The 13,867-nt window shown below is 42.3% G+C and carries 11 protein-coding genes and 1 pseudogene; all 12 read right to left on the reverse strand.

The genetic code is table 11. The features are described 5' to 3' along the window. Nucleotides 1–102: 102 nt before the first annotated feature. Nucleotides 103–480, reverse strand: coding sequence for a heavy-metal-associated domain-containing protein (locus DU508_RS23565; protein WP_158542241.1), 378 nt, complete (start codon nt 478–480; stop codon nt 103–105). 42 nt (nt 481–522) lie between these two features. Continuing rightward, nucleotides 523–2,919 carry a heavy metal translocating P-type ATPase gene (locus tag DU508_RS23570; RefSeq protein ID WP_115405119.1) on the reverse strand — a complete coding sequence of 799 codons (2,397 nt, stop codon included), beginning with the start codon at nt 2,917–2,919 and terminating at the stop codon, nt 523–525. Between the two features lie 480 nt (nt 2,920–3,399). Continuing rightward, a complete protein-coding gene (locus tag DU508_RS23575) occupies nt 3,400–5,673 on the reverse strand; it encodes a multicopper oxidase family protein (protein ID WP_115405120.1) in 2,274 nt (757 codons plus the stop codon). Between the two features lie 13 nt (nt 5,674–5,686). Continuing rightward, nucleotides 5,687–6,142 (reverse strand): heme-binding domain-containing protein, encoded by a 456-nt coding sequence (locus tag DU508_RS23580; RefSeq protein WP_115405121.1) that lies wholly within the window; start codon nt 6,140–6,142, stop codon nt 5,687–5,689. Between the two features lie 32 nt (nt 6,143–6,174). Then, entirely contained in the window at nt 6,175–6,594 is a 420-nt protein-coding gene (locus DU508_RS23585; protein WP_070566707.1) for a hypothetical protein, read from the reverse strand. A gap of 26 nt (nt 6,595–6,620) precedes the next feature. Beyond that, the gene (locus DU508_RS23590) at nt 6,621–7,145 is read right to left on the reverse strand and encodes a DUF305 domain-containing protein (protein ID WP_115405122.1); all 525 of its coding nucleotides are present in this window, start codon (nt 7,143–7,145) and stop codon (nt 6,621–6,623) included. Nucleotides 7,146–7,156: 11 nt separating this feature from the next. Then, nucleotides 7,157–7,822 (reverse strand): DUF3347 domain-containing protein, encoded by a 666-nt coding sequence (locus tag DU508_RS23595; RefSeq protein ID WP_115405123.1) that lies wholly within the window; start codon nt 7,820–7,822, stop codon nt 7,157–7,159. A 6-nt stretch (nt 7,823–7,828) separates the two neighbouring features. Then, complete coding sequence (locus DU508_RS23600) at nt 7,829–9,949, reverse strand: heavy metal translocating P-type ATPase (protein ID WP_084018990.1); 2,121 nt, start codon at nt 9,947–9,949, stop codon at nt 7,829–7,831. An 18-nt stretch (nt 9,950–9,967) separates the two neighbouring features. Beyond that, complete coding sequence (locus tag DU508_RS23605) at nt 9,968–10,213, reverse strand: phosphoribosylpyrophosphate synthetase (protein WP_228423053.1); 246 nt, start codon at nt 10,211–10,213, stop codon at nt 9,968–9,970. Between the two features lie 74 nt (nt 10,214–10,287). After that, nucleotides 10,288–11,163, reverse strand: a complete 876-nt coding sequence (locus DU508_RS23610; RefSeq protein ID WP_115405124.1) for a DUF3347 domain-containing protein — start codon at nt 11,161–11,163, stop codon at nt 10,288–10,290. A gap of 712 nt (nt 11,164–11,875) precedes the next feature. Continuing rightward, nucleotides 11,876–12,097: a heavy-metal-associated domain-containing protein gene (locus tag DU508_RS23620; protein WP_002981097.1), complete on the reverse strand. Its 222-nt coding sequence runs from the start codon at nt 12,095–12,097 to the stop codon at nt 11,876–11,878. 99 nt (nt 12,098–12,196) lie between these two features. After that, nucleotides 12,197–13,741 (reverse strand): annotated as a pseudogene (locus DU508_RS23625) (copper-translocating P-type ATPase); the annotation flags it as partial. Nucleotides 13,742–13,867 lie beyond the last annotated feature (126 nt).

Genomic DNA, 13,867 nt, shown 5'->3' on the forward strand with positions numbered 1-13,867 from the left:
GTATAACAGAAAGAGAAGGCATTCAGCATTGGACTATAACACTCCCGAACAAGCCGGGCAGACCATCGCTGGGGAAAAAACAGAAGCTGCATAAAAAGGTCTCTACTTTTCTATTGCAATTCCACATTGCTTTACTTTTTGTGGCTTACCAGCTTCAAAGCCTTTATCATTCACTGCTTTTTTTACCTGTTCAATCTTCACTTTTGTAGGGTCAAACGTAAACACAGCATATTTCTTTTCAAGGTTCACTTCCACATCAGTAACACCATCTACAGACTTAATCGTTTTCTTTACATTCGATTGGCAGGCATTACACACCATGCCATCCACAGGCATCTTTACTGTTTGCATCATTACTTGTTTTGTTTGTTCTTTTGGAGTTGTTTTATCTTCTTTCTTTTGCTCTTGGGCACACGATGTTATTGCTAAGGCAATAACCAAAATGCAAGACATTGATACTTTCATAAACAATGATTTCATCGTTAACATAGTTTGTTTTACAATTATTTGTTGATATAACCTTTATAATTCAACGGCATTAAAACCTTCTTTTTCCAGAACCTTCTTTAATTCATCTTGTTTTATTTGTTCAGGATAGAAATTTATCAGCACTTGCTTTTGAATAACTTTCGGCTTTACTGTTTTCACCCCAGACAATGCAGTAAGTGCAGTAGTTATTTTTTCGGCACATCCCTCACACACCATATTTGTTACTTTAAAACTTGTTTCTGTTAATGTTGCTGTTGTTTCTAAAGATACTTTTTCCAGCTTCAATGCTCTTATCCGCAGTGTATTCAGTAAGATGGCGAAAATGCTCACAATCATCACTACTATAGCAAGCATCGGAGTTATGAAGCTTAATGTTGCAAGCAACATTCCAACGATATTAAACAACACAGCTACAATCACATTTCCTGTCATCGTCTTATAGCTTGCCTTACCTAAGATAACAGCATTTAAAACATCTATCAACCTGTCACCAATCAGGATAACACCGGCTGCTTCAATAGCAACATCAGTTCCTGCACCAATGGCAATGCCCACATCAGATTGAGCTAAGGCAGGAGCATCATTGATACCATCACCAACCATTGCAACCTTGTAACCTTTCTTTTGTAATGCTTCAATAGCAGTGGCTTTTTCACCCGGCAGCAATTCAGCCTGTACTTCATCAATTCCCAATCTCTGGGCAATCGGTTCAGCCACTTGTTTAGCATCGCCTGTAAGCATCACCGTTCTCATACCCCTTTGCTTCATCTTTGCTATTACCTGCTCCCCTGTAGGTCGTGGCGTATCTTGTAAAGCTATCACGCCAATAACAGCATTACCCTTGCAAATAAGAACGGCGGTTTTGCCTTCACTACCTAAAGCACTGATTGAATTTCTGATTTCGTTTGCCACATTAATACCGCTTTGCTCTATAAAAGAAGGTTTGCCAGCCAATACAGTTTCACCATTCAAATTACCTGTTACACCCTTGCCTGGAATTGCTTTAAAATTATCGATGGTCAGTTTAGGAGCACCTTCTTTTGAAGCGAAAAAAGTAATGGCTTGCCCAATCGGGTGTTCTGATTTACTTTCCAGTGCTTCAGCAATTGACAACAATTCAATTCTGTTACCATTGAAGGCATGAACATCTGTAACAGTAGGTTTACCATAGGTAAGCGTACCTGTTTTGTCAAACACAATTGTATCTACTCTCGACAATCCGTAAAACACTTCGCTTGCCTTCACTAACAAACCAATAGAAATTCCTTTGCCACCGGCTATCGCTGCAAGCATAGGAGTTGTTATTCCCAACGCACAAGGATAACCCATGATAACAGTAGTGAGCAGCACAAGTGTTGCTTGTATATAGTTGCCTGTAGCAACACCCCATACTACAAAAGCAATGGCAGCTACAATAAAAACAACAGGACCATAATAGTTCATTAGCTTATCTGCCAACAGTTCAACAGGTGGCTTCTTTTCTGCAATACGGCTCATTAAGCTAACTATCTGACTAAGGAAACTGTCTTGACCAATCTTGGAAACTTTTATTTGTAAAGCACCATCAAGATTTAATGTACCACCGATAACAGTAGAACTCACTTCTTTTATAGCAGGTGTGCTTTCTCCGGTAAAACTTGCTTCATCAACACTTGCCCCGCCATTCACTACAACACCATCCAAAGGAATACGTTCACCTGGTCTGACCTCAACAATTTCACCTACGATTACTTCTTTAGTAAGAACATCTACAAACTGTCCACCTCTCAACACCCTTGCTTTAGCAGGTTGCAGATTGATAAGTTTACGAACTGCATCAGATGCTTTCTTACGGGTATCTAACTTAAAGTAACCAAAGAATAAGTGCAGTGACATTAACCATGCAGCAACAGGCAAAAAGTTTGGTAAAACAGGATTATAAAGAGATATAGCACCAACAATAAAAGAACCCCATGCACCGGCAGACAACAACACATTAGCATTGATTACTCTTTGCTTTACAGCCATAATCGTTTTACGAAGTATAGGGTATCCTACCCAAAACAAAACAAATACAGCTACAACCAAGCTAAAGTAACTTCGATACTGCTGCGGAAGCCCAAACAAATTCAAAGGGTCAACCACCAAATCAATAATGGAAGCAACCATTCCAATCGTACCACGTTGCTTTATCAAGCTAAAAAGTTCTTCATCAGTTTTATATTGTTGTACTTCAGTAGAAGAAACAGAATAACCTAACTTTTCAACAGCATCAGCCAATTGCTCCCTATTCATCTTGGCCGTATCCGCTTCAACCAATACAATACCATGCACAAGGTTTACCATCACGCTTTTGATAGCAGGATACCGCCTTAATGCCTTCTCGACACTCATAGTACAGAAGGAACACATTAATCCTGAGACCTTCATTTGAACACTTTCTATTGCCATATTAAATAATTATGTGTAATAATAAATTTCGTATTGATATTTTACGTTCGCAATTAAAAATATCCTTAAATCAATGTTCATCTATATTCCATCTAGATGTAGTAATAGGTATTTAATTGAAATAAAATACAGTACAAAGTTAGAGCAGTAGGGAGGGTGGTCTCCAATTAATTTTTATTATTTTTTTTAAATTTATTTGGTCTTTTAAAAGTATTGAGAATATTTAAGGCTTGACTTGCTGTGTTTGAGACTATATAGAAATAAAAACATAAACTATATAATGAGGTTTGAAGCAATAGCAAGTTCTGAAAAATCGGTTTTCTTCATCAAAATCCTTACAATCTGATGCAAATAGCTTCCGTCCGTTAATGAGTTGTAGCATGATGCAGGTCAATTTTTAGGAATTTTCCCGCATCACGAACTGCTTATTTACCGATTTTTCTACGGTTTTTGCAGTTTCCAACCATTTGGTATTTTATTTTAATATGTCAAAGCAAGCCCTACGCCCCAACCCATATCACTATCATAGTGGGTACGTATACCTATATTTTTATTGATAATATACCTAAGTTCTCCCATATACTCTAAGTCGGTATTCACCATAAAACCACCTCTTAGTCTTTTTGAAATTGGTATATCTTCACGCATTAACTGCAATCTCACAATTCCATCATGATATACTTCTGCCTGAAAATTGACCAGCATAGGTAACGTATACATAAACCCTAAACTGAACGCCCTGCGGGTGTCTTTCTTGTTGGTTTGTCCAAATATGTTCTTTTCGTGTTCATCTTCTCCCATTTTACGGTAGCGGTAATCAAAACCTACAAAGGGCATGAACCATTGCATCTTTCCAATGTATCTACCTAAATGGGTTTCTACTTCATAACCGTGCATACTATTATAGCCTAAACGCCATTCTGTTCCTAATTGGTAGCGTGCATTCATTAGCATAGCTTCTCCATCATTACCATTGGTTGCAAAATCGTTTTGTGCCATAAAATGAGGCATATTACTTTCTCTTTGCAATTCTTTATAGGCTTTTGCCTTGTCGGGTAGATAGGGGTTATTGTAGTCTCCAACTTCAAAGACCCTGTTCATTCCCGCCATCATGTGATATAATATATGGCAATGAAAGAACCAATCACCTTCCTCATTTGCTAAAAACTCAATGGTATCTGTTTCCATAGGCATGATATCCAACACATTTTTAAGCGGCGATTTTTCTCCTTTTCCGTTTATCACCCTGAAATCAAATCCGTGAAGATGCATTGGATGCCGCATCATTGAATTATTATAAATGGTAATCCGTAGAATTTCTCCTTTTTTTACAGGTATTTTGTCAGTTTCCGAAAGTATTTTATTATCCATGCTCCATACATAGCGGTTCATGTTGCCAGTAAGTGTGAATTTCAACTCTTTTACAGGCGCATCATTTGGAAGAGAGGTGTTATAAGGTGATTGCAACATAGCATAATTTAATGTTTTGATGTCTCCCAAGGCATTAGCGTTGTAACGGTTAGCGTCGTTATCCATATCCATACCCTCATGCTTACTGTGGTCTGCTTTTTTTGTTGCATCTCCGGTAATTTCGGGATACATCACTACATTCATGTCCATTTGGTTAAGGCTCATCTTCATGCCCATATCGTCCAAATCGCCATTCATTTTCATCATATCGTTCATCATCTTCATCTCCTCGAAATACTTCAATCGTGGGAGTGGAGAAATAAGCTGTTTGACCCCATCACCTATAAAGTAACTCGCAGATTGTGTCCTGTCTTCGGTTGTTGCTAAGAACTCGTAAGCCAAACCATCTTGAGGGATAGTCACTACAATATCGTAAGTTTCAGAAACGGCAATGATTAACCTGTCCACCTCTACAGGCTCAACATCATTCCCATCATTCGCTACTACTGTAATTTTTCCTCCAGCATACCGTAGCCAGAAATATGAAGACGCCCCTCCATTGGAAACACGCAATCTGACTTTGTCGCCTGCTTTTAGCTTTTTACCATCAATTGTTTTCAAATCGGTGCTATGGCTACCATTTATTAGGATTTTATCATAGTAAACGTCACTGACATCCATCGCCAGCATCCGCTTCCACTCGTTTTTTACCTTTACCCCTAATTTTCCCTCCTTAATAGCTTCAACATATGATTGTGTTGCGCCTTTCTTAATGGCCGCCCAATCATTTGCATTGTGTAGCATACGGTTGATATTATCGGGGTTAAGATTTGTCCACTCACTTAATATAATTGGAACGGTCGGCAAATCGTCAATTCCTTTTCTGAATGTCTTATCATCGCTTCTTTTCTTCATGATAAAACTTCCGTACATGCCAATCTGCTCCTGCAATCCTGAGTGGGAATGGTACCAGTGCGTACCATGCTGGATAATCGGAAAACGGTAGGTGTAGGTTGTGCCCGGTGCGATGGGTTTTTGTGTAAGCCAGGGCACACCGTCTTCTTTATTGGGCAGGAACACACCATGCCAGTGAAGTGATGTGCTTTCTTTCAATTGGTTGTGCACCACTATTTCGGCAGTGTCGCCCTCGGTAAAGGTAAGGGTGGGCATGGGGATTTGCCCGTTTACGGCAATTGCCCTTTTTTGCTTACCTGCATAGTTGACAAGCGTATCTTTTACATACAGCTCGTAATGCACCACTCTCTGTGCAAACAGCGTTTGCGTGCAAAGCAGTATCAGCACTGTTTGCAAAATTCTTATAGGTATTTTATTATATCTGTTCATGATTTGAAAAATTTTATTTAATGCTGTCTTCTATTGTGCTAAACCACGCTATCAAAACCTGCTTATCCTCCGGTGACAATACTGCATTGCGATGAATTAGTGTGTATGATGACAACGGCATTTTCCCGTCCTTAACCTGCCCGGCCATAGCCCTGAACTTGTTTCGCTGCCTGCGGACAGAATAGTCGCCAAATTCGCTAAAGTTGAGTTCCTCTTTCCCCTTTTTTATATGCTCTGCCATGTACCATGCGCCGGGCTGGATACGGCTGTACCACGGATAATGGGTATTGTTGCTATGGCAGTCATAACAGGACTGAACAAGGATAGCCTTTACATTTTGGGGTACGGCGTACACCCTTTCGATATGGGTGGCTGGCACTTCAACCGCCTGGTTCCGTAAGGGCTGAAAGAACTGTATGGCAATCAGGACGACAGCCAGCCCCAATATGATTTTCTTCTTTATGGTCATAATTATTTTATTGTGGCTTCATCTTTTTGTGTCTACTGTTTTTTCACATACTTGGCATAATTCTCCTTGTTTTCAAAATAAGAAACTTCACCGTTATTTCCTGTCACAGCAATCACCGCATTAGCTTTGTCTACCTGCTTATGGGAATAGGGGTCTATCGCCATCCGCACGGTCGCATCTTTTGGAATACGTTCCTTACACATTTCGCAACATCCGTAATAGGTTTTACCATCAAATTTTACTTCAAACTGCTTTTTGCCGATATAGGCATCGTTGACCATGCAGACTTCATCCGATGGAACCAATTCACCTATTTGGGTAGTATGTCCGTTGCTTTCCGGAGTTGCCTGCGAATGCTGCTGTTCCGCTTCATCCTTATTTGACCCCGCCTGACCGCAAGCGGTGAATAGCAGGGTTAATAAGGAAATAAAGCCAATTATTATTTTGTTCATGTCCAAACTTGTTTTTTTAAATTTTATTATTTACTTTCTTCAAACTCTTTTAGCTTGCGCTTCATTAGTTCAATTTCTTCCGCTTGGGTTTTAAGTATATTTTTTTGCAGCTCTATCAGTTCCGGGTCGGTCAGGTGTGCCTTTTCGGACATCAATATGGCTGCTGCGTGATGGGGTATCATACCCTTTGCAAACTGCTTGTCCCCGACATTGATTTGTTCCCTGATACCAAACCATGAAAAGATGCCAACAGCAACCGAGATGATGGCTATCGCCCAATTCATCTTCCAGTTGGGGTACATTACTTTCATTATCGCTAATTCGATAAGCAGCATTGCCGAGGTCATCAGCAGGGTCATGTACAAATTGTTGATATTGGGTATCAGGTTCTGCCACCCGTCAATCATGGCGTACATGATAAAATACATCACTGCGAACATTGCGACAGCCATCACCGCAAAGCGTTTGTACATGGCCGAAGCATGTTTTGTATTGTGCGTGCCATGCTCCGAGGAATGACCCGCATGGTGACTGTTTTGCATATTTTCCATAACCCTGAATTTTATTTGCTGTTAATTGTTTTTTCCACCTTACCGCAGGTCAGCATTTTAGAACCGTAGTAAGGGTTTTTGATTTCCTTGTTTTCGCTGAACCAAACAGCACCCTTACCGTCATTGAACATCGGGCAATGGTCCTGATACAATGTTTGCGATGTACCGAACAAATCAATCAGGTCTTTCAAATCTTCGCCAAGCGAGGCCAAATGTTCCCGCTGGTGGTGGATGTTGCCGACATTTTCCCCGATATGTTCTGCGTGTTCTTTAGCATCGTCCGCTATGTCCATGTACTTTTTGTGCTTATCGGCAGGAACGGCTTTCATGTCCACTTTATTCAGGGTAGCTAACAGCTTTTTCCCTGAACTGGCGGCAGCTTTGTCATCGTCCGAAACAAGGGCGTTCTTTAAGGACAGATAATCGGTAACTATGGGCGCAATAGAAAAGTTTTTTGCTTCTTCTTTTCCTGTTGCTTTTGCTTCCTGACCGTTCGGAGTTTCACTCACAACGGGCGCAGCTACCGTATCATCCTCTTTTGGTTGGGAAGCTGACTGTTCTTGTGATACAACAGCAGTATCACTTGAAGACTGCTCGTTTTTGTTGGATGCCTGATTGCATGATACTGTTACAAATGCCATGATAACAGCAATGATTGATAATGTTAGATTTTTCATTTTTATTTATTTTTTGATTTTTAAAAAACTTGCGTTAATAGCCACTACAATGGTGCTTACACTCATCAGCACAGCACCCATAGCGGGACTTAAAACAAAATTCGGATAGAGTACGCCTGCCGCAAGCGGTATTGCCACCACGTTGTATCCAACCGCCCATATCAGGTTCTGTACCATCTTTTTGTAGGTAAGTTTGCCGAAGTCAATCAGTTTGACCACATCCCTCGGGTCGCTGTCTACCAATATGATATCCGCTGTTTCGGCAGCCACGTCCGTACCGGAACCCACGGCAATTCCAACATCTGCCTGTGCCAGTGCAGGTGCATCATTTACACCATCACCAGTCATTGCTACGATTTCGCCTTTTGCCTGAAACTCCTTTACTTTCTCCTGCTTGTTATGCGGAAGCACATTGGCCAAATACCCGTCCATACCCAATTTTCCGGCTACGGCAGCAGCAATCCTGTCGTTATCCCCCGTGAGCAGAAAGGACTTGATGCCCATTTTTTTGAGTTCCTCAATCGCCTGTGCCGACCCCTCACGGATGCTGTCTGCCAAAGTAATGAGGCCGATTACCCGGTCATCAATGAGAACAAAGTTTACTGTTTCGGCTTCCTGATTAATTTCGGTTGGAATTTCCGGCAAAGAAAGGTGGTTTTCGGTGAAGTAATTCGGGCCACCAGCTACAACACTCTTTCCGTTTACAACACCTTTTACACCTATACCCTGCATATAGCTAAAGTTTTCAGACTTCCATAACGCAAGCCTCTTTTCTTTCAATGTAGCCATAATGCCTTTTGCGATATGGTGTTCCGAATTTTGCTGTACTGCGGCAGCATACTGGATAACTGCATCGGCATTGTATTCGTCCGTAAAGGGAATAACCTTTTCCACGGCATGGGAACCTTTGGTGAGCGTTCCGGTTTTGTCAAAAATGATGGTAGATAGCTTACGGGTGGTTTCAAATGCTGTGCGGTTGCGGATGAGCAGACCATTGGTCGCCGATAGCGTTGTGGAAATGGCGACCACCAACGGGATAGCCACGCCCAATGCGTGCGGGCAGGCCGTTACCATTACCGTCACCATTCTTTCAAGCGCAAAGGCAATATCTCCACTGCTTGCATACCAATAGGCAAATGTGCCTATGCCCACGGCAATGGCAATAAAGGTGAGCCATTTGGCAACTTTGTCCGCAAGGTTTTGCGTATTGGACTTAGTAGCTTGTGCCTCCTGCACAAGATTGATAACCCTGTTCAGGTAGCTGTCTTTTCCAACGGCTGTTACCTTAACTTTCAGCGCACCATCGCCATTGATAGAGCCTGCGATGACCTTTCCGTCCTTTTCCTTTTTTACGGGAACACTTTCTCCGGTAAGCATACTCTCGTTGATATATGAAAGCCCATCCAGAACCAATCCGTCGGCTGGAATTTTTTCACCCGGTTTTATGATAGCCGTTTCACCGCTTTGCAGGTCTTCGAGCTTTATCTTTACAGCTTCTCCGCCTCGTTCCACGGTAACATCGTTGGGCAGTAACGCTACCAATGACTGTAATGCCCGTGAAGCAGCCATTTGGGAACGCATTTCCAGCCAATGCCCTAACAGCATGATGTCAATTAGGGTTGCCAGTTCCCAAAAGAAATCCATACCCTGCAAGCCAAATACAACGGCTACGGAATAGACATAGGCTACGGATATGGCGATAGCAACAAGTGTCATCATCCCTATGGCTTTGGCTTTCACCTCGCCAATCATTCCCTTTAGGAATGGTAAGCCTCCATAGCAATAAATCACCGTACCCAATGCCAGCAACACATATTTATCGCCATTGAAAGCAAGCGAGAAACCTAACCATTGCTGTATCATGTGCGACAGGAGCAGTATAGGGATTGTAATGACAAGGCTTATCCAAAAACGAGTGAGGAAATCACCTGTATGATGTCCCTCATGTTTATTAAAGTTTTCGTCAGCATGGCCATGTTGAGAATGCCCGGAATGCCCATGTTCTGATGTGTGTTCATGAGAAACTGACGCACCGCCAACGGGAACCAATGCCATGCCACAGAGCGGGCATTTGCCCGGTTCGTCTTTTAGCACCTGTGGGTGCATAGGACAAGTATATTTTTTCATAACAAGGGGTTTTAAAAGTTATGTTGCACTTAATTTTTTTGCCATCTCATGGGTCATTTCTTCGGCATAAGTACCATAGGCATCAACAAGTACGCCTTTATTCTTACTATCATTAGACGATATGGCATAAATTACGGCATTGTTATCAGGACTGCTGTCGAGGCTTTCAAACCTATGAGTTTCCGTAACCGTAAAATCCTCCGGTTTTAGTTTCAGGCTCCTTGACGTACAGTACAGACAGTCCGGCAACAGACTAAAGTCCATACTGTACCCACGTTGTCTTAGGTCTTTAAGCGCCTGCACCATGTCATTGTACTGTACCATAGCTTTCAGACCTGTTATTTAATGGTTTCGACCGTACTTCCGCAGGTGAGCATCTGTGAGCCGTAATATGGATTTTTAACCGCATTCTCTTTACTTAGCCAATTGGCTCCCTTACCTCCGTTGTACATAGAGCAGTGCTGGTAATAAATGGGGGTGTCCTGTTTAGAAACTTTGGCAAGTGTGTAGATGCTTTCCGAAAGTGCCGCAAAAGCACTTCTTTGTTTTGCAACATCTTTTGATTTTGAAATGCTTTCCGCATTGGCCGTCAAATCCTGCATCACTTTCATCCAAGCCGTATGTTCCTCTGCCGATAGCTTGTTCATATCGACTGCTTTAAGGGATGCAGCCAATTCAGCGGCTTTGGCAGATGCGGTCGCCGCATCGGTTTTTATCAAAGCGTCTTTCACTGAAAAGTAGTTGTCAAATACAGCTTTTAGCTGTGATTGGTTTTGAGCTGCATCTTTATTAGCTGCCATTTGGCTATGGTCGTGATTGCCATGTCCGGCATTCATGTCCATGCCAGCCTCTTTGTTTTTGGCAACCGTCTTCACGGGTCTATCATACTGGCAGCAACCAGCCAGTTTAGCATATACGTCATCCGGCGCACGGAACTTCTCACTGTCATAACCAGCCAAAGCAATACGTTTCAGGATTTCATCCTGATTTGTTTTGTCGCCGTCATAGGTGAGCGTAGCCATCTTGGTATCTTTGTTCCAGTCCACGCTGGCTACCTTTTTTACGTTACCTGCTTTTTCGATGGTGGTTTTGCACATACCACAATTGCCGTAAATCTTTACGGTTTCTGTTTTCGCATTCTTGATTTGTGCGAAGCCGTTTATTGATGATAGTAACACGGCGATTACCATCACTATTTTTGATAATGATTTCATAATAATTACATTTTGAGAAACGGGGGATTGATAAACCCGTTTCTGTTTTAAATTTTAAGTAAATGATACAAATAGGGGATTTGCAAAAGCCGGAACAGCTTCTGACAGGACACACCTATGGCTATCAGGCCATAGTTTTAGCTTATTTTAGGCGGTAGCCAAATGGAGAAAAAGCCCGAAGAATAGTAGGCTTCTTTGAAACCGAATTTTTGCTTTTTAGCTGCTGCTAAGTGATTTTTTGCCTTTAATTCGATTATGGTTGGGACATTTAGGGAAGTGGTTGAAGCACCGCACCTGCAAGAGCTGTGTGAACAGCCGCCCCCGCATTTGTCACTTTTGCATTTTTTACAGGATTTGCCCTTGCAACCTTTTTTATGTTCTGATTTTTTGGATTTCTCCTTTGAGCAGGAAGACTGCTCGGTCTTTGTTGAATTTTTGGAACAGGCATAGCTCTGACTTGGCATCATAAAGAAAACCAAACAGAACAATGTCAAAATGCCTATATGTATTCTATAATTTTTCAACGCAACAAAGTTACAAATTAGATTGGTTTTTTATATCGTTTTACGTTTTTTTTTGCTATATGGACAAAAAAATGCCATATACGCAATAACCTATCGCCTTTTTTCAGAATTGATAAAATGCCCTTTTTCAGCAACCCAACCTCATAGAAAATTCGGTCGGAAAAAGGGCATTTCAAAAAGTTGTTGGCTTAGGCGTCCAAAGGTTCAATTTTGAAGCCTGCCTTTTGCACGGTCGATATTACTTCCTGCTCGGTAATGCCCTCGGACTTCACTGTAAGTACCTTGTCCTTGTTGGCAGTGTCCACTTCCCAATGGCAGATACCCTCTGCCTTGTCCAAGTGCGGTTTTACAGATGCGATACAACCTCCGCAATTGATGTTCGTCTTGAATTGAAATTGTTTATTTTCCATTGTTAATAAATTTTAGAGTTATCTGATAATGCAAATTTCCGTACTATTCAGTTCAGTATTGTTGTGTAATTTCTTGTTTGATTTGTGAGATTTACTGTTTTATTTCTTCCACTTCAACCGCAGGCTGTTACTGACCACGCTCACGCTGCTCAATGCCATTGCCGCACCCGCAATCATCGGGTTGAGCAGGAAGCCGTTAACAGGGTAAAGGATACCTGCCGCTACCGGAATGCCGATTACGTTGTAGATAAACGCCCAGAACAGGTTTTGCTTGATGGTGGCTACGGTCTGTTTGGACAAACGTATTGCCTGCGGTATTTTGGTCAGGTCGGATGAAATGATGGTCATCTTGGCTACGTCCATTGCGATGTCGCTGCCTTTGCCCATTGCGATACTTACATCGGCTGTTGCCAATGCGGTGCTGTCGTTGATACCATCGCCCACCATTGCCACTACCTTTCCTTTACTTTGCAGTTCTTTCACAAAGTCGGCTTTGTGCTGTGGCAAAACTTCGGCTTTGTAATGCTTGATGCCTGTCTGCTCCGCAATGGCTTTTGCAGTAGCTTCATTATCTCCGGTCAGCATATACAGGTCAATGCCCATTTCCTGCATTTCCCGGATAGCCCGCACCGATGTTTCCTTAATCTTATCGGCGATAGCGATTACAGCAAGAGCCTTTTTGCTGTTTGCAAACCAGATAACGGTTTTAGACTGTTTGCCCCATTCTTCGGCCTGGTCTTGTAATTCGCCGGCAATGGCAATGTTGTTTTCTGCCAATAGCTTTTTGTTGCCTACATAATAGGTTTCGTTGTCATGGTCTGCTTTTGCGCCTTTGCCCGTAATGCTGTCGAACATGGATAAAGAGGTGGTCGCTACATCGTCAAGATGCTTCACTACGGCTTCTGCCAATGGATGCTCGGATTGCTTTTCGATGCTCAAAAGGATTTCTTTTGCGGTGTCCTCGTTGTTCAGCCATTTAATGCCCGTTACCTGTGGTCTTCCCTCGGTGATGGTTCCGGTTTTGTCCAAAACGATGGCATTTACTTTTTTGGCCAGTTCCAAACTTTCGGCATCCTTTATCAAAATGCCATTTTCAGCACCTTTACCAACGCCTACCATAATAGCGGTGGGTGTCGCTAAGCCTAAAGCACAGGGGCAGGCAATGACCAATACCGTAACGGCTGCCAACAGACCTTGAACAACCCCGTTTTCGCCTCCCAAAATCAACCATAGTGTAAATGTCAGGATGGCAATACCTATCACTGTGGGAACAAAGATGCCCGCAATCCTATCGACCAGTTTCTGTACGGGTGCTTTGCTTCCCTGTGCATCCTGCACCATTTTGATGATGTGGGCAAGCATGGTTTCTTTGCCCACTTTTACCGCTCTGAACCGGAAGCTGCCTTTTTGGTTAATCGTTCCTGCAAATACTTTTTCTTTTTCTTTTTTCAATACAGGTACAGGCTCACCGCTTAACATGCTTTCGTCCACATACGAATTGCCCGATATGACCATGCCGTCTACCGCAATCTTTTCACCGGGCTTTACGAGTATCACATCGCCTGCGCTTACGTCTTCGATAGCGGTCTGCTTTTCCGTTCCGTCCGCCTGTACCACGATGACCGTTTTTGGCTGCAAGCCCATCTGGAGTTGCTATCTTTGAGTAGAGACATTTATGGAGCAGATTTGAAATGTAATTTTAAATTTGGCATATATGAAACACAGAGTATTTGACGATGAGTTCAAAAAGATGGCAGTAGAGCTGTCCAG

Origin of the sequence: Pedobacter chinensis (genome assembly GCF_003339865.1) — a bacterium.
GTDB lineage: Bacteria > Bacteroidota > Bacteroidia > Sphingobacteriales > Sphingobacteriaceae > Pedobacter > Pedobacter chinensis.